This window comes from Candidatus Endomicrobiellum trichonymphae, assembly GCF_002355835.1.
Classification (GTDB): Bacteria; Elusimicrobiota; Endomicrobiia; order Endomicrobiales; family Endomicrobiaceae; genus Endomicrobiellum; species Endomicrobiellum trichonymphae.
Genome location: NZ_AP017459.1, coordinates 143718 through 165078 on the forward strand (window position 1 = coordinate 143718; position 21361 = coordinate 165078).

Here is a 21361-nt window from a genome sequence, read left to right on the forward strand (position 1 = left end):
TACTATTGCAATGCAGTGTGGTTTCTGAATATTTGGTTTATTTTTTGTATGGTAAAAGGCGAGACTATTTTACTCGCTTAGCGGACAGTGTTGTTGAATCGTACGGCAAAGTCGGTAATTTTGATAGTATAAACAAAATGCAAATGAAAATATAGTTCAGTACAGATAAAAAGTGTATAATAAAAATATAAAGGTTTATAAATATGGCTAGGGAATATCCGTTAAATAAAGTTAGAAATTTTGGAATTGCGGCTCATATTGATGCTGGTAAGACGACGACGACGGAAAGAATTTTGTACTATACGGGAAGAACGCATAAAATTGGCGAGGTTCATGAAGGCGCTGCCACTATGGACTGGATGGAACAGGAAAAAGAAAGAGGTATCACAATCACTTCTGCCGCTACATACTGTAGATGGCAGGATATGCAGTTCAATATTATCGATACACCTGGGCATGTTGATTTTACCGCGGAAGTTGAAAGATCTTTAAGGGTTTTGGACGGAGCGGTTGTTGTGTTTGATTCAGGAAACGGAGTTGAACCGCAGTCTGAAACTGTCTGGAGACAAGCTGATAAATACGGCGTTCCGAGAATTGTTTTCTCAAATAAAATGGATAAAGTAGGTGCGGATTTTTTTATGGTTGTAAACGATATAGAAGAAAAGCTTGGGGCGAAGCCTATTCCTGTTCAGATTCCTATAGGTGCGGAATCGAGTTTTCAGGGTATAGTTGATTTAGTGACTATGAAAGCTCATATATGGTCGGGCGAAGAACTTGGTGCAAAATTTGACATAACGGACGTTCCAAAAGAACTGGAAGAAAAGGCTCATGCTGCGCGTAGCGAGATGATAGAGCTTATCGCGGATTACAGCGACGATATAATGAATAATTTTATGGAAGGAAAAGAATCTACGGCAGTTCAGATAAAACAGGCAATTAGAAATGCGACTCTTCAAATAAAATTAATTCCGGTGCTTTGCGGGACGGCTTTTAAGAATAAAGGCGTGCAGCCTATGCTTGATGCAGTTTGCGATTACCTGCCTTCGCCGCTTGACCGAAAAGCATTTAAGGGAATAAATCCGGTGACCAGTGAAACAGACAGTAGAGAAGTTGACGACAAAGCACCTTTCAGCGCGCTTGCGTTTAAAATTCAGGCGGATCCTTATATAGGAAAACTTACGTATCTTAGAGTGTATTCCGGAACTTTGGAAAGCGGTTCGTACGTTTACAATCCCATAAAAGATGCAAAAGAGAGAATTTCGCGAATAGTCCGTATGCATTCAAACAACAGAGAGGAAGTAAAATCGGTTAATACGGGGGATATTGCAGCAGCTGTAGGTTTAAAAAATACGGGCACCGGAGATACTCTGTGCGATGAGGAAAAACCGATACTGCTAGAATCTATGGATTTCCCGGTTCCGGTTATCGATGTCGCAATTGAACCAAAATCTAAAGCCGATGAAGAAAAACTTGGCATAGCTTTAAACAGGCTCTCTGAAGAAGATCCTACTTTCAGAGTGAGAACGAACGAGGAAACTAATCAAACGATTATAGCGGGAATGGGAGAACTTCATCTTGAAATTCTCGTTGACAGAATGAAAAGAGAATTTAATGTGCAGGCAAATGTGGGAAGACCGCAGGTTGCCTACAGAGAGACAATAAGAAAAGTGCAAGAAGCCGAATCAAAGTATATAAGGCAGACCGGAGGACGCGGACAGTATGGACACGTTGTTCTAACTGTTGAGCCGCAGGATCCCGGCAAAGGTTATGAGTTTGTAAATAAAATCGTAGGTGGAGTAATACCGAGAGAATATATACCGGCGATAGACAAAGGCATTAAAGAAGCGATGACTTCGGGAACTTTGGCGGGATACCCCGTAGTGGATGTAAAAGTGGTTGTTATCGATGGTTCGTTCCACGAAGTTGATTCGTCAGAAATGGCATTTAAAATTGCGGGTTCTATGGCTTTTAAAGACGCCTGCAGGAAAGCAAGTCCCGTTATTTTAGAACCTATAATGAAAACCGAAGTGATTGTCCCGGAAGAATATATGGGCGACGTAATAGGTGATTTGAACTCAAGGCGCGGCAAAATTGTCAGTATGGAATCAAAAAATAAGGTGCAGCAGCATATCAAAGCGAACGTACCTCTCGCGGAGATGTTCGGATATTCAACTACGCTACGTTCTCTTACTCAGGGTAGGGGAAATTACAGTATGGAACCTTCGCATTATGAAGAAATTCCAAGTCAGATTGCTGATAAAATATTAGAAAGAACGACTAGAGGATAAGAGGGGAAATAAAAATGGGAAAAGAGAAATTTGAGAGGAGTAAACCGCACGTAAATATAGGGACAATAGGGCATGTAGATCACGGTAAGACGACGTTAACGGCGGCGATAACGAAAGTATTGGGTGATAAAGGGTTAGCGAAGTACATTAGTTATGATGAGGTGGCGAGGGCGTCAGAATCGCAAGGGAGAAGAGATGCGTCAAAGATAGTGACAATAGCGGTGAGTCACGTGGAATATTCAACGGTGAATAGGCATTATGCACATATAGATTGTCCTGGTCATGCTGATTATGTAAAGAACATGATAACGGGAGCGGCGCAGATGGATGGTGCGATACTGGTGGTGAGTGCGCTTGATGGTCCGATGCCGCAGACGAGGGAGCATATATTGCTTGCAAGGCAGGTGAATGTGCCGGCAGTGGTAGTATTTCTGAATAAATGTGATGCGGTGGAGGATAAGGAGTTGTTGGATTTAGTGGAGATGGAGGTTAGGGATTTGCTGACGAAGTATAATTTTCCTGGGGAGAGCACGCCGATAATAAGAGGGAGTGCATTAGGTGCGTTGGAAGGGAAGCAGGATGGAGTGGATTCGATAATGAGTTTGATGGAAGCGGTAGATAATACGATACCGTTGCCTGCGAGGGATGTTGACAAGCCATTTCTGATGAGTGTTGAGGATGTATTTTCGATAACAGGGCGAGGGACGGTAGCGACGGGGAGAGTAGAAAAAGGGAGAGTGAGAGTAGGAGAGAATGTGGATATAGTGGGGATACAGGAGACGAGGAAATCGGTGGTGACGGGTATAGAGATGTTCAGAAAGCTGCTTGATGAAGCGCAGGCAGGGGATAATATAGGGATGCTGTTGAGAGGGATAGAGAAGAATCAGGTGGAGAGAGGACAGGTAATAGCGTATCCGGGTTCAATAAAGCCGCATAAGAAGTTTAGAGGACAGGTATATGTGCTGACTAAAGAAGAAGGAGGGAGACATACGCCGTTTTTCAATGGGTATCGTCCGCAGTTTTATTTTAGGACGACGGATGTGACGGGAATAGCGCATTTGCCTGAAGGTGTGGAGATGGTGATACCTGGGGACAATGTGACGATGGATATAGAGTTGATAATGCCTGTGGCGATGGAGACGCAGTTAAGGTTTGCGATAAGGGAAGGTGGGAAGACGGTAGGTTCTGGGGTTGTTACCGAGATAGTTGAATAGAGAGAGGTTTTTTTTTGATTATGTTTGTGTGAGTGAAAGATTTGGGTGGAGAAATTATTAGATTTAATAAGAAAGAAGCTTTATTGTTTGGATACGACTTGAATGTAAAATAATCGACGCTTAAGTATTATGTTATAAAACGGAGATTAAATAAACAGGATTAAAATCTATGGTAAATGAAAAAGCAGTCCCGACTCAACGTTTGAGAATTAAGTTGCGGTCGTATGATCATAAAATATTAGATGATTCTCTTGCAAAAATTGTAGAAACGGCAAGGCGTACTGGTGCGGCTGTAACAGGACCTGTGCTTTTGCCTACTAACATAAAGAAATATACAGTTAATAGGTCCGTTCATACTGATAAAAAGTCGCGTGAGCAGTTTGAAATGAGAATTCACAAAAGATTAGTCGATATTTGTGAACCTTCTTCAAAGACTGTGGATGAACTTATGAAACTTGATTTGCCAGCGGGCGTTGATATTGAAATCAAAGTGTAGTCTTTAAAAATATTTGATTGCAGAGAAAAAATATGTTAAAATTTATCATTGGAAAAAAAATAGGTATGACACAGGTTTTTGATGTAAAAGGAAATCTCGTGCCTGTGACAGTAGTGGAAGTGGGACATTGCGTCGTTACGGATGTACGCACGGTTGAAAAAAACGGTTATTCTGCTGTTCAACTTGGTTTTGGGGAAATAAAAGAAAAAGGACTTAACAAAGCTCAAGCAGTCTTTTTTAAGAGAAATAATCTTTCATACAAAAGAACCCTCAAAGAGTTCAGAGTTTCTGAAGTAGCTGGATTTTCTGTCGGTCATGAGATAAAAGCGGATGCGTTTAAAGCCGGTGATTATGTTGATGTTTCTGCAGTTACAAAAGGCAAAGGTTATGCCGGAGTTATTAAGAGACATAATTTTGGCATGCAGCCCGTCTCTCATGGTCAGTCTGACAGAACTCGGTCGAGAGGTTCAAGCGGTGCGCAGGGTCCTCAGAAAGTTTTAAAGGGACTGAAAATGTCCGGACATATGGGCAATGAATATGTTACGGTGCAGAAACTGCTGATTGTAAATGTTGATGCCGAAAAAAATGTTTTGCTTATCAAGGGTTCAGTTCCTTCTGCTAATAGGGGAACATTATTTATAAGCAGTACGCTTAAAAAAATTCCGAAAGTTCTTGTCGCGGTGGCACATAAAGGAACAAAGGTTAAGAAAAAGTAACACTATTGCCGCATACTACTTAATTTAATTTAAGATTTGCAGTTAAGTACATTTTAAGACGTTTTGCAGTAATAGTTGCGCGACATATTTTCCCGATTTGTCAGTTCACAGTCCTGTTGTCAGTGGTCAAAAAGATAGATATGACCTAAAGCATAGACGACATATAACACTTTTGGAATGTCTCCCTTTCTTTTTGCAAAAGAGTAAGCTGCAAGGCGGAAGGTGCGGGAGAGATGTTAAATTGGCAGTTGAAAGATTTGGCTTGATGTAAAAGATGAATATGCGTTTGACAGATTTCAATGGTGCTGCAGTAAACATAGTTTAGGATTTAAAAAAGTGGTTTCTCATATTAAAAGTGGAATAATTTTTCCCCGGAAAGCGTTCGGGAAAAGATAAGAGAGAGAAAGAAAAGTGGAAACAACAGTTTATGATGCAAAGGGTGAGGAAAAAGGTAAAATAGAGCTTCCTGATTTTTTTGGTAAGAAAGTGTCAGTCGCACTTTTGCACGAAGTTACGATGGCGTATTTAAATAACCTAAGAGCCGGTACACATAAAACAAAAACGAGAGGCGAAGTGTCTTTTTCAGGAGCAAAACCATGGAAACAGAAAGGCACAGGCAATGCCCGTGCAGGGCAAAAAAATTCCCCACTGTGGAGAAAAGGCGGTATCATTTTCGGACCGCAACCCAGAAATTATTATACAAAAATATCAAAACGGAAAAAAAAGCTTTCTTTAGATATGGCATTTTCCGCGCAGCTTAAAAATGGCAATATAATTGTTGTCGATTCGGTGAAAGTTAGCGAAGTTAAAACAAAAAAAGTAGCGGAACTCATAAAAAATCTTAAAGTTGGAGGCAAGAAAATTGTCTTTGCTATTCCCAGCGATACGGATTTTAAAGTTGCGGCAAGAAATATAAAAAACGTCATAGTTGAAAATATTAAAAATATCAACGCATATCAAGTTCTTTGGGCTGATAAACTGGTTATTACTCCCGAAGCAGTTGATTTAATAAAGGAAAGACAATCCGCATAAGTTTGAGATAAGTTATATTTTGTTATTTAGGGAATAAAATGGATATCAGAAACATTATTAAGAGACCGATAGTAACGGAAAAAGCTGTACTTATGAAAGAAAAAAGCAATAAATATACTTTTGTGGTAGATAAAGGCGCAAATAAGTTTCAGATAAAGTATGCTGTCGAAACTCTATTTAATGTAAAAGTAAAGAGTGTGCATACTTCAAACTGCATGGGAAAAAGCCTGAAAGTCGGCAGGTATGCTGCTGGCTACAGGAGCGATTGGAAAAAAGCAATAGTAAAACTCGGCAAAGGGCAGGAGATTCAATTAGCCGACAAAGTCTGATAGATCTGATTTCAGGCAGGGTTTTATGAAGTAATACAAATGTATTGTATTTTTCAAAATCTCATTTTACATGTGCAGGTAGGCGCGGAGTTTGAGGTATTGGAAGCATAGCAGAGTAAAACAGCATTTGTTTTTAAAGAAGCAAATATGGGCGTAGGTAAAATAAAAGTCCCGATAATAGGAAAAAAGCAATGCCGATTAAAACATTTAAGCCGTATACGCAGTCAAGAAGACATATGTCAGTTTCAAGTTTTTCGAATATTACAAAAACAAGTCCTGAAAAGTCATTGACAAAAATAATAAAGAAAAAAGGCGGCCGCAATAATACCGGACAAATAATGGTTCGTTTTAGAGGCGGTGGTCATAAAAGATTTTATAGAATTATTGATTTTAAGCGTGATAAATTTAATATTCCGGCGGAAGTAATGTCAATAGAGTACGATCCTAACCGTTCAAGCAGTATAGCTCTTCTGCAGTATCTGGACGGTGAAAAAAGATATATACTTTACCCCTTAGGCGTAAATGTCGGGGATTTACTTGTGTCCGGCCCGGATGCAGGTATAAAACCGGGAAATTCTCTTCCTATTTCAAATATCCCGGTGGGTACTTTTGTGCATAATTTGGAGCTTGTGGAGGGTAAAGGGGGACAGTTTGTCCGTTCTGCCGGCGTTGCAGCGCAGATTCTTGCTAAAGAAGGCGATTACGCTCATGTAAGAATGCCTTCCGGTGAGATAAGACTTATCCGTGTGAAGTGTTATGCGACAATCGGTCAGGTGGGAAATTTAGACCACGAAAATATTACACTGGGTTCTGCGGGAAGAAGCCGACACATGGGCAGAAAGCCTCATGTGCGCGGAACTGCAATGAATGCCGTCGACCATCCTCATGGAGGTGGTAGAGGTAGATCAAAAGGCAATAACCAGCCCAGAAGTCCTTGGAACCAGCCTGCTAAAGGTTTTAAGACAAGACCTAAAAAAATCTGGGACTGGGTAATAATTAGCCGCCGTAATAAAAGTTGAGAATTAATCAGGATAAGGGGGAGTAGATTGAGTCGTTCAACAAAAAAAGGACCTTACGTAGATGAAAAGCTTTTTGAGAAAATGCAAAAGCTTAATAAAACCGGCGACAGAAAAGTTGTTAAAACTTGGGCAAGAGCAAGTGTTATAACTCCGGAATTTGTCGGACATACGATAGCGATACATAATGGCAAAAAGTTTTTTCCGATATTTATATCAGAACAAATGGTAGGGCACAAATTAGGGGAATTTGCTCCGACAAGGACTTTTAAAGGTCATGGCGGAATGACAAAGCAAGAGACTTCTCTTGTATAAACAAGCGTGAACGAAAATGTGCGACTGGGCTGTGCTACTCTTTCAGAGATGCGGTGTTAGTTGTCGTCTGCACACGTGCTGTTATTGTTAAATATAAAAGGATGTTGAGATGGAAGCAAAAGCAACGGCAAAGTTTGTCAGATATACTCCAAGGAAGGTAAATCAGGTTCTTGCGCTTATAAGAAACAAAAAAGTTGAGAAAACGCTTGAAATTCTCTCTTTTCTTCCAAAATCTACGGCGGTGCTTGTTAAAAAAGTATTGAAAAGTGCGACAGCAAATGCGGGGAAGTTTGAGGATTATTCGGGTCTTAAAGTGAAAGAAGCATGGGTCGGAAACGGTCCGATATTAAAAAGAATAAGAGCGGGCTCGAAAGGAAGAAGTATGCCTATAAAAAAAAGAACGGTTCATCTCACGATAATTGTTACAGATGCTAGCACATATCTGCGGAAAAAATAAAGGAAAAAGCAATTAAAAACGAAGTTGAAGCGAAAAAAGCGGAGTGAGATAAAATTTTTTTAGGAAAGGTAAGGCAAAATGGGTCATAAAATACATCCCAAAAGCATAAGATTAGGATATATCAAAGATTGGGAATCAAAATGGTTTAACTTGAAAGAGATGCCTAATTTTATTGAGGAAGATTACCGTATAAGAGTTTATTTAAAAAATAGACTTAAATTAGCTTCCGTGTCAAAAATTGTGATTGAAAGACCCGGCAAGTATTTACGCGTGAGTATTTATACAGCTCGTCCGGGAATTGTAATTGGAAAAGGTGGACAAGGCATTGAAAGTTTAAGAAAAGAAATTGAAACTATGACGGCAAAGAAAACCTTTGTGAACATTATGGAAATTAAAAGACCTGAAATCGACGCTCAACTTGCCTCCGAGAACATTGCATTTCAGCTGGAAAAGCAAATTGCTTTCAGAAGAGTGATGAAGAGAACAATAGAGAAAGCAATGATGTCGGGAGTGCAGGGGATAAAGGTGATGGTTTCTGGCAGGCTTGGTGGAGCAGAAATTGCGAGAACCGAATGGCTTAAAGAAGGAAGAATTCCTTTGCAGACTTTCAGAGCCGATATTGACTACGGTTTCTCGGAAGCTTGTACGCCTATGGGTCATATAGGTGTAAAAGTATGGATATTTAAAAAAGAATTTTTTAAAAAGACGGCTAAAGAATTAGCTGAAGATGCAAAAGTTGTCGTTGACTTAGATACGGCAGTAAAACAGGGGTAGGCAGTCAGGTAACGCGACGGACACTGGCGGAAGAATCTAAACAGACTAAAACATAAAATCAGAGGATATTTATATAATGTTGATGCCCAAAAGAGTTAAATATAGAAAAATGCATAGGGGAAGAATGAAAGGCAAAGCTAAAGGTGGAGTTTCTTTAGCTTTCGGCAAGTATGGACTTCAGGCTCTTGAACCTGTGTGGATAAACAGCAACCAGATAGAAGCAGCTCGTATCGCGCTGGCGAGGTCTATAAAAAAAGGTGGAAAAGTTTGGATAAGAATATTTCCTGATAAGCCTGTCACAAAAAAGCCTGCTGAAACAAGAATGGGTAAAGGTAAGGGCGATCCGCAGTTTTGGGTTGCGGTAGTAAAACCCGGAAGAGTAATGTTTGAAATGGAAGGTATTCCGGAAGCAGAGGCAAAAAAAGCCCTGAGGCTTGCTTCAAATAAACTTCCTATACATACAAAGATTTTAGTCAGAGCCGATATTTGAGGATGCTATGAAAAGTAAAAATTGGAATGAGATGAAAAATATGTCGAGAGTTGAGTTAAATGAAAAACTTAGCGAGTTACAGGATAAAATTTTCAGATTAAGATTCCGTCATTTGACAGTTCCTGTAAAAAATCCTCTTGAAATAAGAGAAATAAGAAAAGATATAGCGAGAATTAAAACTCTTATTGCTCAGAAGAAAAAGACTAAGTAAAGACTTTGAATAAGAAAAAATAACAGGAAGGAATAATGGCAGAACGTGGAAAACGCAAGTTTCGTACGGGCATAGTTGTAAGCGATAAAAGCAATAAGACAAGACAAGTCTCTGTTGAGAGAACATATCGCCATTCTTTATACGACCGTGTGCTTCGCAGTAAAAGTAAATTTATAGTACATGATGAAAAAAATATTTCTCATGTAGGAGATACGGTCAAAATAATGGAGTCTAGACCGTTGTCTAAGATGAAAAGATGGGTATTGGTTGAAGTTGTAAATAAAACGTCAGAAATCTAAAATAAGTTTTTCGAAGGATAACGTAATGATTCAGGAAAGAACTATTTTGAACGTTGCAGATAATTCAGGAGCAAGAAAAATCCGTTGCTTCAGAGTTACTAAGGGGTTAAAACGCCGGTATGCCAGCATAGGTGATGTAATCCATGCGTCGGTTCAAGATGCATTGCCGCATGCAAATGTTAAGAAAGGCGATGTCGTTAAAGCTGTAGTGGTGCGCACGGTAAAAGAGATACGCCGCGCAGACGGAACTTATATTAAATTCGACGACAATGCAACTGTTATTATCAATGACGAAGGTGAACCGAAAGGAACTCGTATTTTCGGACCAGTTGCAAAAGAACTCAGGGAAAATAATTATCTTAAAATAATTTCTTTGGCGCCGGAAGTGATATAAATGTTTGTGCTTTTTATTTGTCTTTGCCTATGCCCGGTTATTGTAAATTATAAATTGTAGAATGCGGATTTCTGTCTGTCATCATCATTGTGAATGACGAAGTGAACAGTCAGAAAAAGCAGAAGATGCGTAAAAATGTCAGGGTATTCCTGAAATGACTGTTTTCTCAACATGTAGACGAAGAAAGGGAAATATAACAAATGCTTAACATTAAGAAAAAAGATAAGGTATTAATTTTATCGGGAAAAGACAGAGGAAAAAAAGGCGAAGTCATTTATGTTTCCCCTGATAAGGGCAAGGTTATCGTTACAAAAATAAATGTTGTCAAAAGACATACTAATCCTACTCGTAAAGATCTGGGAGGAATTCATAAAAAAGAAGCTCCTATTGCCATAAGTAAAGTTATGCTTATATGTCCGAAATGCAGTCGGGGTTCAAGAGCTAAATTTGATAAGCTTTCGGATGGTAAGAAGATAAGAGTATGTCGTCGTTGCGGCGAGGTGATAGTTTGATGCGTTGTCTTTTGGGTTTTTTGAACTGCGAAGTTTTTCCCGTCTGCAATTTTTAGTGGACTTTTTCCGGTTTTGCTTGGCAGAAAAGAAAGCTCAAAGCATTTTGTATTGCCGTAAAACAGGCGAAAGTATAAAGGAAATATATAAGGAAAGAATAATGAATCAGCCTCGTTTAAAAGAGTTTTATCATAAAAGTATAACGGCAGAACTTAAGAAACAGTTTAGCTTTAAAAATGTTCACCAGATCCCCAGACTTACGAAGATTGTCGTAAATATTGGACTGGGCGAAGCAAAAGAAAACATTAAAGTTTTGGACATCGCAACTGAAGAGCTTGCGGCAATTACTGGACAGAAACCTTTGATTTGTCGTGCAAAAAAATCGTTGTCAAACTTTAAAATACGGCAGGGAATGCCTATAGGTATTAAAGTAACGCTCAGAAGCGCTATGATGTATGAATTTTTAGACAGGCTTATTAACGTTGCAATACCGCGTATAAGAGACTTCAGGGGTATTGAATCTAGCAGTTTTGACGGGAAAGGCAATTTTAATTTAGGTCTTGCCGAGCAGTACATTTTTCCTGAAATAAACGTTGAAAAAACAGATAAAGCTAGAGGAATGAATGTTACTATAGTGACAACGGCGGAAAAAGACGATCATGCAAAAGTATTGCTTGAGTCTTTCGGTATGCCGTTTAAGAAAGGGTTGATAAACAACAAATAAATTAAAGGATATTTTTCTATGGCAACAACTTCAGCAGAAGCAAAGATGCGTAAACCTCAGAAATTCGCAACGCGGTATAGGAACAGATGTCGTCTGTGCGGAAGACCGCGTGGCTACTATAGAGATTTCGGAATTTGCAGAATATGCCTGCGCAAATTAGCGTACAATGGCGAAATACCGGGCGTCACAAAATCAAGTTGGTAATAACTTTTAAAAGAAGAGGTCGGTTAAAAAATGATCATAGATCCAATATCAGATATGTTTACGCGCATTCGTAATGCAAATTTAAAACTGCACGAAAAAGTCGATGTTCCGTCTTCAAAATTGAAATTGGGAATTGCAAAGATTTTAAAGGAGGAAGGATATATCTCGAATTACGAAATCAAAGGCATTGAAAACCAAACTCAGAGTGTTTTGAGGATTCATCTTAGGTATACATCTAAAGGCAAAGTGGTTCTTCAAGGTATAAAAAGAATTTCAAAATCAAGCTTGAGGATATATAAGGGTCATGCTGATGTGCCTAGAACCATTGGCGGTTTGGGCGTTACCATTATTTCTACATCTAAAGGTTTGATGACTGACGGACAGGCGAGAAAAGATAAGATCGGCGGAGAAGTAATAGGATGCGTTTGGTGAGGTGTATGACAGGAAAGTGACGGTACGATTGTAGTTGTGAAGGATAAAAAATCTTGAAAGATCCGGCGGTTTGGCAAGAAATCTATATTGAGGATCAAATAATGAGTCGCTTAGGGAAAAAACCGGTTTATATGCCGGAAAAAGTGAAAGCAGAATTTAAAAAAGGAATATTAGAAGTAACGGGTCCTGGTGGAAAGCTTTCGCAGGTAATTGATAAGAAGATGAACGTGAAAGTTGACAAAAGCACTATTCTTGTCGAGGCTCTGGGAGATTCACGCCGGCACAATATGTTGCATGGTCTTACAAGAGGTCTTGTTGTTAATATGGTTGAAGGCGTTACAAAAGGTTTTAAAAAGGAACTTGAAATAATAGGACTTGGTTACAAAGCAAATGTAGAAAGCGGGAAAAATTTGATTATGGCTGTGGGTTTCTCACATCTGGTAACTATTCCTATACCTTGCACGGTAAAAGCTAGTGTACTTCTTACGCCCGATAAAAATACTTTAATTACGGTAACGGGAATTGATAAATATGAAGTTGGAGCATTTGCCGCTCGGATAAGAGCTGTAAAACCGGCTGAGCCTTATAAAGGTTTTGGTATAAAATATTCAGGTGAGAATATTATAAGAAAAGCCGGAAAAGCTGCAGCAGGTGCAGGCAAGAAATAGAGGATTAAATGAAAGATTCAAATAAAAGATTTGATTATCGCGTAAAAAGAGTCAGAAGTAAAATTAACGGAACTCATGACAAACCGCGTCTAAGCGTTTACCGCGGACATAAACATATTTATGCACAGATTATTGACGACAGCAGAGGCGTCACCCTTGCCTCGGCATCAACATTGTCGCCGGAGCTTAAGGGGAAATTGGGAATTAACGATACTGTTGAAGCCGCTAAATCTGTCGGCGGTTTGATTGCAAAAAAAGCAGTTGAAAAAGGTGTAAAGAAAGTTGTTTTTGATCGCAGGGGATATGAATATACGGGCAAGATTAAAGCGCTTGCAGATGCTGCAAGAGAAAGCGGACTTAAATTTTAGAAGCTTTTATTTTCTATTGCCTTTATTTGCATAAAACTTCATTCCGTTTATATACTTATCAAAAAATTAAAGAGTTATTAAGTGAAATGTTCTTTCTTATTTTTTACAACCCAAGGATAGTCTTTTTTATAATACGACTGCTCTTCATACGATTTTTAAATAAATGTTAAACCGTCTGGTTTGAAGTTTTACTTTGTGCTGATATCTAATCAATTGCTCAGAGCGTTCGTCCTCTAAATTTCAAATTATTTTTTACCGTCAGAGCAGAAATTGAAGCAACATTTTTTATAGTTGTGGAAAATATAGAAAAATGATAAAATAAAAAAATAATTTTAATTAAATAAGAGAAGGATATAATATTATATTCAGTTGCTGCAATACATTCTAAGGAATGTAATAATTTCATCTCTTTTCTCTTTTGCCTAGGGTGATGAGCGGACGGAAACGGCGAGTAAGACTTGTACTCGAATTTACTTTAACCGCGGGAATGGATTTGAGGGGACAGACATATATAAAGTATTGAGAATTTTTATAACTGCAGCGGAAATAAATTATTGTAGTAATTTAATTATTTAGTGGTGAAAGTGGCGATCGTTTGTTAAAGCAGAGTGAACTGCGACTGTCTTGACAGAGTCGAGTCGACAGGTCGTAACGGGGTAAATTATAGAGGATAATCATATTGTAGAGATATAATATGCAGTTTTAGGAGGAGGATAAGTTGGCTGAACAATCGGCAATACAACAGCAAAGTGACAGCAGCTTAAAAGAAACGGTTATTACCGTTAACAGAGTTGCAAAAGTTGTTAAAGGCGGCAAGAGATTTTCTTTTAACGCTTTGGTTGTGGTAGGTAATGGATCTGGAAAAGTGGGTTGCGGACTCGGTAAAGCAAATGAAGTACAGTCGGCAATTCAAAAGGGCAGTATGTATGCTTCAAAACATATGATTTCTGTGCGGCTTAAAGGAAATACTATTCCCCACGAAATAATCGGTGTTTCAGGATCGGGAAAGGTTTTGTTGAAACCTGCTGCTCCCGGAACGGGTGTTATTGCGGGAGGAATGGTAAGAGCAGTGCTTGAAGCGGTAGGAATAAAAGACATTCTTACAAAGTCAATGCGTTCTTCAAATCCTTTTAATGTAGTTTATGCGACTGTTGAAGCTCTTAAAAAACTTCGCTCAAAGGAAGATGTGGCTAAAATCAGAATGAAAGAGGTTGTATGATAGGTTTGAATAATTTAAAACCTGCGAAGGGTTCAAAACACAGAAAAAAAATTGTTGGACGCGGGGTAGGTTCTGGTCACGGACGCACCTCTACGCGTGGTTGTAAAGGGCAAAAATCGCGTTCGGGAGATGGGTCGAAAAAAATAGGTTTTGAAGGCGGGCAGACGCCTATTTTCAGAAGGATTCCTAAAAGAGGTTTTAGGAATAATCATTTTCGCGGAGAATATGAAATTGTCAACGTTGACAAATTAGATAAGTTTGAGACGGGTGCTGAAATTACTCCGACATCATTAAAAGAAGCGGGATTTGTTGCTAAAACTAGACTTGTGAAAATTTTGGGCGGTGGCAATGTTAAAAAGTCTTTTACGGTAAAAGTCGCTGCTTTTTCAAAATCTGCACTTGATAAAATTAAAGCAGCCGGCGGAAAGGCTGAAATTGTTAAGTAAGAAATGGTAAAGATGTGCTGTAATTGTAAATAATGGGAAACAATATGCTGAATAATTTTGCTGATATATTTAAAGTACCGGAACTTCGGAAAAAAGTTTTATTTACATTGTTTATAATTATTGCCTATAGAATAGGAGCTATGGTTCCTATTCCTGGTATTAATGTGGAAGCATTAAAATCTTTTTTTGCTACACAAAATAACGGTCTTTTGGGTTTTTTGGATATGTTTTCAGGTGGCGCTCTCAACAGGATGTCAATTTTTTCTATGGGTATTATACCTTATATTAACTCGTCTATTATAATGAGTTTGTTGCAGGGCGCTCATATGATTCCTTATTTAGATAGGCTTGGAAGAGATGGAGAACAGGGTAGAAAAAAGCTTACGCAGATTACGCGGTATGGAATGGTACTGTTGGGTATGTTTCAGTCTTTTGGTTGGATGATGATGATAATCAGAATACATTCTCCGTCTAGAATGCCTGTGGTTGTTGATCCGTCATGGCCATGGATTATTTTAGCGGGTTCGACTCTTGTCGCCGGTTCTGTCTTAATTATGTGGCTTGGCGAACAGGTCACGGAAAGAGGTATAGGCAATGGCATTTCTCTTATAATTTTTTCGGGTATTGTAGAAAGACTTCCTCATACAGTACTTAGTATTGTAAAGCTTATACAAATGGAAGAACTTTCGGTAGTCTTTGCATTAATGCTTGCTGTTGTTGTGATAATAGTTTTAGTTTTAGTCGTCTGGATTGAAACGGCGCAGAGAAAGATCCCTATTCATTACGCAAAAAGAGTGATTGGCAGAAAAATGTACGGCGGTCAGGCATCTTTTCTGCCGATAAAAGTTGATCAGTCGGGCGTTATTGCCGTGATATTTGCAGTTTCTGTTTTATCTGCTCCTTTAATTCTGGTTCAGTTTACTACGGAATGGACGGTATGGAATTTTCCTATAGTCAGAAAAATTACTGAGTGGCTTAGCGGCACCAATTCTGTAATATACAGTTTGGTTTATGCCTCTATTATTATTTTCTTCTGCTATTTCTATAACTCTATATCTTTTAATCCTAAAGATTTGGCGGACAGTATGAAAAAATCAGGCAGTTTCATACCAGGCATAAGACCTGGTGAATCGACTTCCATATATATACAAAAAGTTTTGGAAAGGGTTACTCTTGTCGGGGCACTGTTCATTGCCTGTATCGCCGTTTTGCCGGATTATTTAAGGTCGGCGATTGGCAGTCCGTTTTTTTTCGGTGGAACATCGCTGCTTATTGTTGTAGGTGTTTCGCTTGATACTGTCGGGCAGATAGAATCACATCTTATTATGTGCCATTATGAAGGATTTATTAAAGACGGGCGTGTAAAAGGAAGATGGTTTAAAGTAAAATAGATTATGAATTATATAATTTTAGGACCTCCCGGAGCAGGTAAAGGCACTCAGGCAAAAAAGATTGCCGTAAAGTTCGGTATACTTCATTTATCTACTGGCGATATGTTTAGAGAAGCAAAAAAGTCGGACGAATCTATAAGCAAACTTCTTTCGTCGGGACAGCTTGTTCCTGATGAAATAGTTGTCAATATGGTAAGAAAACGGCTTGAAAAAAATAATATAAAAAAAGGATTTCTTTTAGACGGATTTCCTAGAACCGTAAAACAGACTGGAGAATTAGACAGAATGCTTATGTCCGAAAATATAAAAATAGATAGGGTTTTTTTGATAAGCGTGCCTTTTGAAGAAGCGGCTAAAAGAATAGCGGGAAGAATAGTTTGTGCGTGTGGGGCAAGTTATCATACAATGTTGCTTCCTCCGAAAGAATTCGGAAAATGCGACTGTTGCGGCGGAGTACTATTTCATAGAAGCGATGATAAAGAAGAAGATATCATCAGGGATAGATTTAGTGTTTATGAAAAGCAGACTAAGCCTTTAATTGAATATTATAAAGAGAGTGGACTACTTATTTATATAGATGGTTTGAAGAGCGAAAGCGACGTATTTGAACAGATAAGCGGTTGCATTATAAATGGGGAATAAATTGTTTTTTGAGAAACGAAACATAGAATTAAAAACGATGAAAGAAATTGAGAGAATGAGAACTGCCAGCAGTGTTGTAGGAGAAATTCTGCAAAAGCTTTCCGAGATAATAAAGCCTGGAATAACGACAAAAGATATAGATATTTTCTCGGAAAAGTATATAAGGTCGCTGAATATGGTACCGGCATTTTTAGGCGTGAAAGGAATAAGTTGTCCTTTTCCAGCTTCGGCTTGTGTATCGGTAAATGACGAGGTAGTTCATGGAATTCCGAATACTTCGCGTGTACTCAAATCAGGCGATATAGTTTCCGTAGATATGGGCGTGATTCACGAAGGTTATTATGGCGATGCGGCAATGACTTACGCGGTAGGAGATATCTCCACTTCCGCCGCAAAACTTCTTGAAATTACTGAATTATCTTTGCAGAAAGGAATTGAACAGGCGTTATCGGGGAAAAGACTTGGTGACATTTCTTATGCGATTCAGAAAACGGCGGAAGATGCCGGCTTTTCCGTCGTAAGGGATTTTGTCGGACACGGGATAGGAAGATCTTTACATGAAGAACCCCAGATTCCAAATTTTGGCAGAGCTTGTGTGGGTATTAAGTTGCTTCCAGGTATGGTGCTTGCGATAGAACCTATGGTAAACGCCGGAAGTTATGAGGTCTGTATGTTAGATGATAGTTGGACGGTTGTTACAAAAGATGGCGGATTAAGCGCCCACTTTGAACATACCGTCGCAATAACTGAAAATGGCTGTGAAATTTTAACAAAGGTGTAGAATGGGCAAAGAAGAAAAGATTATTGTTGATGGAAAAATTTTAGAATCTCTATCGAATGCGTTGTTTAAGGTAGAAATTGAGGGGAAGCATATAGTTTTGGCGCATATATGCGGTAAAATGAGAATGCACTATATAAAAATCCTTCCCGGCGATAAAGTAAAAGTTGAACTTTCTCCCTATGATTTAAAAAGAGGCAGGATAACATATAGAGAAAAATAGAAACCGCTTTGGATTTTATTATAGTTGAAATATAGACAACTATTTATATATTCCTATTTCCTAGTAGTTTTCTACTGTTGTGAGAAAGGGGATTTGTGTCAGGCAGTAGTCGTCGTCAAAACTGAATGCTATTGCAGACAGCTTTAGGTGCTGTATGATTCTTATTGTCAAAACTTGTTTGTAGATATCGCGTCAAAAGCAAAGAGTCTCTTTTTTTCCCTCTCTAGCAGGAGTTATAGAGAGGGGATACCAGATATAGAAATAAAGCGGAGTATAAAATGAAAGTCAAAGCGTCAGTAAAACCGATTTGTCAAAAATGCAGAGTGGTAAAACGCAAAGGCGTTGTAAGAGTAATATGTCAGGATCCCAGACACAAACAGAGACAAGGATAAATAGAGACAGATTTAAGAGGGCAGAATTGACAAACGTCGACGAAAGCTGTAGCATGTCCCCCCCCCAATCCCAATAGGGGAAGGGAAATCAGCAACATCAGAATTATTTCCGATAAACCGATTTGGAGGAATAGATAAATGGCTCGCGTAGCTGGAATAGATTTACCGAATAATAAAAGACTTGATATAGCATTAAGATATATTTACGGTATCGGACCTGCCATATCAGACGAAATCATTAAGGAACTTTCTTTAAATCCTGCAAAGAGAGTTAAGGATTTAACAGAAGAGGAAGTCGGCAGGATAAATAATCTTATAACGAAAAACCTTAAAGTTGAGGGGGATCTCAGAAGGGAAGTCCAATCAAATATTAAGAGACTTATAGAAATAAGAAGTTACAGAGGTTTGCGACATAGAAGAAATCTTCCTGTAAGAGGGCAGAGAACTAAAACCAATGCACGCACAAGGCGCGGTAAGAGAAAAACTGTCGGTGCGGGTAAGTCGACGTCTTCCATAAAGAGGGTTAAGTAGTATGGCAGAAACAAGTAGTTTCCTGTCTATCGTTCATTGTGCGGACAAAATAAAGCGTCTGGTTATTTATCTGTATTTCAGACGAACGGACATAGCGAAGTAAAGAATGCAGAAAAAAGAAGTTGTCGGGAGAGAGAATAAGAAAATCTCTGTACTGTGGAAATGGCAGTTTGCTCCAAATAATCCGGCCGTCTGTAGAGCTTTGTAGAAGTTATAATCAGTTATTTGTTTCCTTACACATTTGAAAGCTTGAAAATCTTGAACAATTTAATATAGGATAGGAATAATAAATAAAATATGGAGGAAGAAGTATGGCAGGCGAAAAGAATGCCGTCGGATCTAAAAAGAAGAAGTATACCGGTGGAGTGGCAAAAGCTTATATATTATCGACGTTTAATAATACGATTGTTAATATAACAGACGAAAAAGGAAATACTCTGGCATGGGCGTCGGCAGGCGTCTCTGGATTTAAAGGCACAAAAAAGGGGACTCCTTTTGCGGCGCAAATGACGGCGGCTTCAGTCGGCAGAAAAGTTATGGGCATAGGCGTAAAACAGATTGCGATTTTTATAAAAGGACCCGGACCCGGAAGGGAGACGGCGATAAGGGGTTTGCAGAGTTCAGGTCTTGGTATAACGACTATAAAAGATATTACTCCCGTTCCTCATGACGGCTGCCGTCCGCCGAAACTTAGAAGGGTATAATTTAAAAACGATGTTCGGCAAGCAGCGGATTGCTGTCGGGTATTTATTTAGAGTAATGTAAAGAATCTGGAGGATTTTGATAGATGTCACGTTATTTAGGGTCAGTATGTAAGTTGTGTCGCCGTGAAAAAGAAAAACTTTTTCTGAAAGGAGAGAGATGTTCTTCAAATTGCGCCCTTAACAGAAAAAGAGGTAAAAACAGTCCCGGACAGCACGGAGCTTCGAAAGTTAAGATGTCTGATTACGCAAAACATTTACGTGAAAAACAGAAAGCTAGAAGAATGTACGGTTTAACCGAAGAGCAGTTCAGCAACTATTATAAAACAGCAGAAAAAATGAAAGGTTCTGCCGGCGATAATCTGCTTAAACTTCTTGAATTGAGACTTGATAACGTAGTTTACCGTCTCGGACTTGCTTCGTCAAAAAAAATGGCAAGACAGATTGTAAATCACGGCAATATTTTGGTTAACGAAAAAAAAATAGATGTTCCGCGCTACCGATTAAAAATCGGCGATGTTATAACGTTTCCTGAGAAGTATAAATCAAATGTGATTATAAAAAAACTTATTGAAAAAATGGTGTCAAGTATTCCTGCATGGCTCAGTTTTGATAAAAGCCGTATTGCCGGAACAGTAGTAAGCGAGCCGCTTGCTGGCGAGACTTCTCATCCCATAAACAGCCAGCTTATTGTAGAATATTATTCGAAATAAACTAACCGCCGAAAGGTTTATTGAGTGAGGTTATTGAAGAATGAAAGCATTGGATTTAGAAAAATTACGTAAACTTATTTTAGACGAAAAAACTGCTACGAAATTTTACGGCCATTTTAGTGCGGGTCCTTTTGAACGCGGTTATGGACACACAATAGGCAATTCGTTGAGAAGAATTCTTCTTTCAAGTCTTGAAGGAGCTGCTATTACTTCCGTAAAAATTGCGGGAGCTTTTCATGAATTTGCGGTTTTGAAAGGCGTTAAAGAAGATGTAGCGCAGATTGTTTTAAATTTAAAAAGAATCAAAGTAAAACTCCACTCTGAAGGTCCGGAAAAGCTTTATTTAAAAGTTAAAAAAGCCGGAACAGTTACCGCAAAAGATATTGAAGCAAACGCAAGCGTCGAGATAATGAATCCTGAGCAGGAAATTGCGAATATAGACAACGGAACAACTCTTGAAATGGAATTAGAAGTTTCTCTGGGCAAAGGATACGTTCTTGCCGAAGAAATGAAATCAAACGGATATTCATCAGGAACGATAATCCTTGATTCATTGTTCTCTCCGATAATAAAAGTTAATTACGAGGTTGAAAATACACGCGTGGAACAGACTCTCAATTATGACAAGCTTATTATAGAAATATGGACAGATGGATCGGTATCTCCTAAAGACGCTTTAATGCGGTCTGCAGAAATACTGAGAAAAATTCTTGTAATTTTTACAGACAACGCATTTAGGACTGAAGAAGTTTCCGCTGATAAAGAAGAACAAGATGGAATTTTAGGCAAGCCGGTGAGCATTATGGATATTTCAGTCAAAACCCTGAAAAGCTTAAAAAGCGCTGGCATTGAGACCGTAGAGGATCTTGTTAAGATAAAAGAAGAAGATTTATTGAATTTTAATAATCTAAGCAAACGGTCGTGTGAAAAAATTAAAAATAGAGTTAAAGAGCTAGGTTTATCTCTTGGAATGAAAATTGAGGATGGAGAAGTGAATGATAAAAACTTATAATGGAAGCAAACTCGGAATTACAAGTTCGCATAGGAAGGCGTTGCTTCGCAATTTGGCAGCAGCGTTGTTTCTGTATGAAAAAATAACGACTACGCTGTCTAAAGCAAAAGAACTTGTAAGTTATTCTGAAAAACTTGTAACAAAAGCGAAAAAAGCCGATTTAAGTGCTATGAGAGCAATAAACGGCGAAATAAATAGTAAGGCTGCTGTAAAGAAAATTTTTGATATTTTAGTGCCGCGCTACAAAGAGAGAAGCGGCGGCTATACGCAGATTTTAAAAGTTGGAACGAGACGCGGTGACAGTGCGGATGTTGCTATAGTTAAACTTGTTACTTAAAAACAGAATTGAGAATGTAAAAAGAAATTAAAGGCAGCTC

32 protein-coding genes are annotated in these 21361 nt (G+C 38.7%); all 32 read left to right on the forward strand.

Features of this window, described 5'->3' with window-relative positions; all coding sequences use genetic code 11:
- The first annotated feature begins 203 nt into the window (after positions 1 to 203).
- The 32 genes from fusA (at position 204) to rplQ (ending at position 21321) form a co-directional block, all read left to right on the forward strand.
- Positions 204 to 2288 (forward strand): elongation factor G, encoded by a 2085-nt coding sequence (gene fusA, locus RSTT_RS00670; RefSeq protein WP_096525313.1) that lies wholly within the window; start codon positions 204 to 206, stop codon positions 2286 to 2288.
- 14 nt (positions 2289 to 2302) lie between these two features.
- Positions 2303 to 3502, forward strand: coding sequence for an elongation factor Tu (gene tuf / locus RSTT_RS00675; protein ID WP_015423092.1), 1200 nt, complete (start codon positions 2303 to 2305; stop codon positions 3500 to 3502).
- Between the two features lie 169 nt (positions 3503 to 3671).
- On the forward strand, positions 3672 to 3998 hold the full coding sequence (gene rpsJ / locus RSTT_RS00680; protein WP_096525314.1) for a 30S ribosomal protein S10: 327 nt from the start codon (positions 3672 to 3674) through the stop codon (positions 3996 to 3998).
- 32 nt (positions 3999 to 4030) lie between these two features.
- Entirely contained in the window at positions 4031 to 4714 is a 684-nt protein-coding gene (gene rplC / locus RSTT_RS00685) for a 50S ribosomal protein L3 (protein ID WP_096525315.1), read from the forward strand.
- 411 nt (positions 4715 to 5125) lie between these two features.
- A complete protein-coding gene (gene rplD, locus RSTT_RS00690; RefSeq protein ID WP_015423095.1) occupies positions 5126 to 5746 on the forward strand; it encodes a 50S ribosomal protein L4 in 621 nt (206 codons plus the stop codon).
- Between the two features lie 38 nt (positions 5747 to 5784).
- A complete protein-coding gene (rplW, locus tag RSTT_RS00695; protein ID WP_096525316.1) occupies positions 5785 to 6075 on the forward strand; it encodes a 50S ribosomal protein L23 in 291 nt (96 codons plus the stop codon).
- Between the two features lie 191 nt (positions 6076 to 6266).
- Positions 6267 to 7094, forward strand: a complete 828-nt coding sequence (rplB, locus tag RSTT_RS00700) for a 50S ribosomal protein L2 (protein WP_096525317.1) — start codon at positions 6267 to 6269, stop codon at positions 7092 to 7094.
- Positions 7095 to 7121: 27 nt separating this feature from the next.
- A complete protein-coding gene (gene rpsS / locus RSTT_RS00705; protein ID WP_015423098.1) occupies positions 7122 to 7406 on the forward strand; it encodes a 30S ribosomal protein S19 in 285 nt (94 codons plus the stop codon).
- Between the two features lie 109 nt (positions 7407 to 7515).
- Complete coding sequence (gene rplV / locus RSTT_RS00710; protein WP_015423099.1) at positions 7516 to 7863, forward strand: 50S ribosomal protein L22; 348 nt, start codon at positions 7516 to 7518, stop codon at positions 7861 to 7863.
- Between the two features lie 78 nt (positions 7864 to 7941).
- Entirely contained in the window at positions 7942 to 8637 is a 696-nt protein-coding gene (gene rpsC, locus RSTT_RS00715; RefSeq protein WP_096525318.1) for a 30S ribosomal protein S3, read from the forward strand.
- A gap of 76 nt (positions 8638 to 8713) precedes the next feature.
- The gene (rplP, locus tag RSTT_RS00720; RefSeq protein WP_096525319.1) at positions 8714 to 9127 is read left to right on the forward strand and encodes a 50S ribosomal protein L16; all 414 of its coding nucleotides are present in this window, start codon (positions 8714 to 8716) and stop codon (positions 9125 to 9127) included.
- Positions 9128 to 9134: 7 nt separating this feature from the next.
- Positions 9135 to 9338: a 50S ribosomal protein L29 gene (gene rpmC, locus RSTT_RS00725; RefSeq protein WP_015423102.1), complete on the forward strand. Its 204-nt coding sequence runs from the start codon at positions 9135 to 9137 to the stop codon at positions 9336 to 9338.
- 35 nt (positions 9339 to 9373) lie between these two features.
- Positions 9374 to 9637, forward strand: coding sequence for a 30S ribosomal protein S17 (gene rpsQ, locus RSTT_RS00730; protein ID WP_015423103.1), 264 nt, complete (start codon positions 9374 to 9376; stop codon positions 9635 to 9637).
- Positions 9638 to 9662: 25 nt separating this feature from the next.
- The gene (gene rplN, locus RSTT_RS00735; RefSeq protein ID WP_015423104.1) at positions 9663 to 10031 is read left to right on the forward strand and encodes a 50S ribosomal protein L14; all 369 of its coding nucleotides are present in this window, start codon (positions 9663 to 9665) and stop codon (positions 10029 to 10031) included.
- Positions 10032 to 10231: 200 nt separating this feature from the next.
- Entirely contained in the window at positions 10232 to 10543 is a 312-nt protein-coding gene (rplX, locus tag RSTT_RS00740) for a 50S ribosomal protein L24 (RefSeq protein WP_096525320.1), read from the forward strand.
- A 157-nt stretch (positions 10544 to 10700) separates the two neighbouring features.
- On the forward strand, positions 10701 to 11264 hold the full coding sequence (gene rplE / locus RSTT_RS00745) for a 50S ribosomal protein L5 (RefSeq protein ID WP_096525995.1): 564 nt from the start codon (positions 10701 to 10703) through the stop codon (positions 11262 to 11264).
- 18 nt (positions 11265 to 11282) lie between these two features.
- The gene (locus RSTT_RS00750) at positions 11283 to 11468 is read left to right on the forward strand and encodes a type Z 30S ribosomal protein S14 (protein ID WP_015423107.1); all 186 of its coding nucleotides are present in this window, start codon (positions 11283 to 11285) and stop codon (positions 11466 to 11468) included.
- A 30-nt stretch (positions 11469 to 11498) separates the two neighbouring features.
- Positions 11499 to 11900: a 30S ribosomal protein S8 gene (rpsH, locus tag RSTT_RS00755; RefSeq protein ID WP_096525321.1), complete on the forward strand. Its 402-nt coding sequence runs from the start codon at positions 11499 to 11501 to the stop codon at positions 11898 to 11900.
- A 101-nt stretch (positions 11901 to 12001) separates the two neighbouring features.
- Entirely contained in the window at positions 12002 to 12568 is a 567-nt protein-coding gene (gene rplF / locus RSTT_RS00760; protein ID WP_015423109.1) for a 50S ribosomal protein L6, read from the forward strand.
- An 8-nt stretch (positions 12569 to 12576) separates the two neighbouring features.
- A complete protein-coding gene (rplR, locus tag RSTT_RS00765) occupies positions 12577 to 12936 on the forward strand; it encodes a 50S ribosomal protein L18 (RefSeq protein WP_096525322.1) in 360 nt (119 codons plus the stop codon).
- 718 nt (positions 12937 to 13654) lie between these two features.
- Positions 13655 to 14155 (forward strand): 30S ribosomal protein S5, encoded by a 501-nt coding sequence (rpsE, locus tag RSTT_RS00775; protein WP_015423111.1) that lies wholly within the window; start codon positions 13655 to 13657, stop codon positions 14153 to 14155.
- Positions 14152 to 14601 carry a 50S ribosomal protein L15 gene (gene rplO / locus RSTT_RS00780; protein ID WP_371828467.1) on the forward strand — a complete coding sequence of 150 codons (450 nt, stop codon included), beginning with the start codon at positions 14152 to 14154 and terminating at the stop codon, positions 14599 to 14601. The genes rpsE and rplO overlap by 4 nt, the downstream gene beginning before the upstream one ends.
- 44 nt (positions 14602 to 14645) lie before the next feature.
- Positions 14646 to 15992, forward strand: a complete 1347-nt coding sequence (gene secY / locus RSTT_RS00785) for a preprotein translocase subunit SecY (RefSeq protein WP_096525997.1) — start codon at positions 14646 to 14648, stop codon at positions 15990 to 15992.
- Positions 15993 to 15995: 3 nt separating this feature from the next.
- Positions 15996 to 16634: an adenylate kinase gene (locus RSTT_RS00790; protein ID WP_096525324.1), complete on the forward strand. Its 639-nt coding sequence runs from the start codon at positions 15996 to 15998 to the stop codon at positions 16632 to 16634.
- Positions 16624 to 17415 (forward strand): type I methionyl aminopeptidase, encoded by a 792-nt coding sequence (gene map / locus RSTT_RS00795; RefSeq protein WP_096525325.1) that lies wholly within the window; start codon positions 16624 to 16626, stop codon positions 17413 to 17415. The genes RSTT_RS00790 and map overlap by 11 nt, the downstream gene beginning before the upstream one ends.
- Position 17416: 1 nt before the next feature.
- Positions 17417 to 17635 carry a translation initiation factor IF-1 gene (gene infA / locus RSTT_RS00800; protein WP_015423116.1) on the forward strand — a complete coding sequence of 73 codons (219 nt, stop codon included), beginning with the start codon at positions 17417 to 17419 and terminating at the stop codon, positions 17633 to 17635.
- Positions 17636 to 17913: 278 nt separating this feature from the next.
- Positions 17914 to 18027, forward strand: a complete 114-nt coding sequence (gene rpmJ / locus RSTT_RS00805) for a 50S ribosomal protein L36 (protein ID WP_096525326.1) — start codon at positions 17914 to 17916, stop codon at positions 18025 to 18027.
- Between the two features lie 138 nt (positions 18028 to 18165).
- A complete protein-coding gene (gene rpsM, locus RSTT_RS00810) occupies positions 18166 to 18558 on the forward strand; it encodes a 30S ribosomal protein S13 (RefSeq protein ID WP_015423118.1) in 393 nt (130 codons plus the stop codon).
- A gap of 311 nt (positions 18559 to 18869) precedes the next feature.
- Positions 18870 to 19262, forward strand: coding sequence for a 30S ribosomal protein S11 (rpsK, locus tag RSTT_RS00815; protein WP_096525327.1), 393 nt, complete (start codon positions 18870 to 18872; stop codon positions 19260 to 19262).
- 83 nt (positions 19263 to 19345) lie between these two features.
- Entirely contained in the window at positions 19346 to 19972 is a 627-nt protein-coding gene (gene rpsD / locus RSTT_RS00820; protein WP_015423120.1) for a 30S ribosomal protein S4, read from the forward strand.
- 40 nt (positions 19973 to 20012) lie between these two features.
- Complete coding sequence (locus tag RSTT_RS00825) at positions 20013 to 20984, forward strand: DNA-directed RNA polymerase subunit alpha (RefSeq protein WP_096525328.1); 972 nt, start codon at positions 20013 to 20015, stop codon at positions 20982 to 20984.
- Positions 20968 to 21321: a 50S ribosomal protein L17 gene (gene rplQ / locus RSTT_RS00830; protein WP_096525329.1), complete on the forward strand. Its 354-nt coding sequence runs from the start codon at positions 20968 to 20970 to the stop codon at positions 21319 to 21321. Before RSTT_RS00825 ends, rplQ begins: the two co-directional genes overlap by 17 nt.
- The last annotated feature ends 40 nt before the right edge of the window (positions 21322 to 21361 follow it).

Coding starts and splice junctions, on each gene's coding strand:
- rpmJ (WP_096525326.1), top strand. CDS start 17,914: ATGAAAGTCAAAGCGTCAGTAAAACCGATTTGTCAAAAATGCAGAGTG.
- rplV (WP_015423099.1), top strand. CDS start 7,516: ATGGAAGCAAAAGCAACGGCAAAGTTTGTCAGATATACTCCAAGGAAG.
- rpsJ (WP_096525314.1), top strand. CDS start 3,672: ATGGTAAATGAAAAAGCAGTCCCGACTCAACGTTTGAGAATTAAGTTG.
- infA (WP_015423116.1), top strand. CDS start 17,417: ATGGGCAAAGAAGAAAAGATTATTGTTGATGGAAAAATTTTAGAATCT.
- rplX (WP_096525320.1), top strand. CDS start 10,232: ATGCTTAACATTAAGAAAAAAGATAAGGTATTAATTTTATCGGGAAAA.
- secY (WP_096525997.1), top strand. CDS start 14,646: ATGCTGAATAATTTTGCTGATATATTTAAAGTACCGGAACTTCGGAAA.
- RSTT_RS00825 (WP_096525328.1), top strand. CDS start 20,013: ATGAAAGCATTGGATTTAGAAAAATTACGTAAACTTATTTTAGACGAA.
- rplW (WP_096525316.1), top strand. CDS start 5,785: ATGGATATCAGAAACATTATTAAGAGACCGATAGTAACGGAAAAAGCT.
- rpsM (WP_015423118.1), top strand. CDS start 18,166: ATGGCTCGCGTAGCTGGAATAGATTTACCGAATAATAAAAGACTTGAT.
- rplO (WP_371828467.1), top strand. CDS start 14,152: ATGATAGGTTTGAATAATTTAAAACCTGCGAAGGGTTCAAAACACAGA.
- rplQ (WP_096525329.1), top strand. CDS start 20,968: ATGATAAAAACTTATAATGGAAGCAAACTCGGAATTACAAGTTCGCAT.
- fusA (WP_096525313.1), top strand. CDS start 204: ATGGCTAGGGAATATCCGTTAAATAAAGTTAGAAATTTTGGAATTGCG.
- rplN (WP_015423104.1), top strand. CDS start 9,663: ATGATTCAGGAAAGAACTATTTTGAACGTTGCAGATAATTCAGGAGCA.
- tuf (WP_015423092.1), top strand. CDS start 2,303: ATGGGAAAAGAGAAATTTGAGAGGAGTAAACCGCACGTAAATATAGGG.
- RSTT_RS00790 (WP_096525324.1), top strand. CDS start 15,996: ATGAATTATATAATTTTAGGACCTCCCGGAGCAGGTAAAGGCACTCAG.
- rpmC (WP_015423102.1), top strand. CDS start 9,135: ATGAAAAGTAAAAATTGGAATGAGATGAAAAATATGTCGAGAGTTGAG.
- rpsK (WP_096525327.1), top strand. CDS start 18,870: ATGGCAGGCGAAAAGAATGCCGTCGGATCTAAAAAGAAGAAGTATACC.
- rplR (WP_096525322.1), top strand. CDS start 12,577: ATGAAAGATTCAAATAAAAGATTTGATTATCGCGTAAAAAGAGTCAGA.
- map (WP_096525325.1), top strand. CDS start 16,624: ATGGGGAATAAATTGTTTTTTGAGAAACGAAACATAGAATTAAAAACG.
- rpsQ (WP_015423103.1), top strand. CDS start 9,374: ATGGCAGAACGTGGAAAACGCAAGTTTCGTACGGGCATAGTTGTAAGC.
- rplC (WP_096525315.1), top strand. CDS start 4,031: ATGTTAAAATTTATCATTGGAAAAAAAATAGGTATGACACAGGTTTTT.
- rplE (WP_096525995.1), top strand. CDS start 10,701: ATGAATCAGCCTCGTTTAAAAGAGTTTTATCATAAAAGTATAACGGCA.
- RSTT_RS00750 (WP_015423107.1), top strand. CDS start 11,283: ATGGCAACAACTTCAGCAGAAGCAAAGATGCGTAAACCTCAGAAATTC.
- rpsD (WP_015423120.1), top strand. CDS start 19,346: ATGTCACGTTATTTAGGGTCAGTATGTAAGTTGTGTCGCCGTGAAAAA.
- rpsC (WP_096525318.1), top strand. CDS start 7,942: ATGGGTCATAAAATACATCCCAAAAGCATAAGATTAGGATATATCAAA.
- rpsH (WP_096525321.1), top strand. CDS start 11,499: ATGATCATAGATCCAATATCAGATATGTTTACGCGCATTCGTAATGCA.
- rplP (WP_096525319.1), top strand. CDS start 8,714: ATGTTGATGCCCAAAAGAGTTAAATATAGAAAAATGCATAGGGGAAGA.
- rplF (WP_015423109.1), top strand. CDS start 12,002: ATGAGTCGCTTAGGGAAAAAACCGGTTTATATGCCGGAAAAAGTGAAA.
- rplB (WP_096525317.1), top strand. CDS start 6,267: ATGCCGATTAAAACATTTAAGCCGTATACGCAGTCAAGAAGACATATG.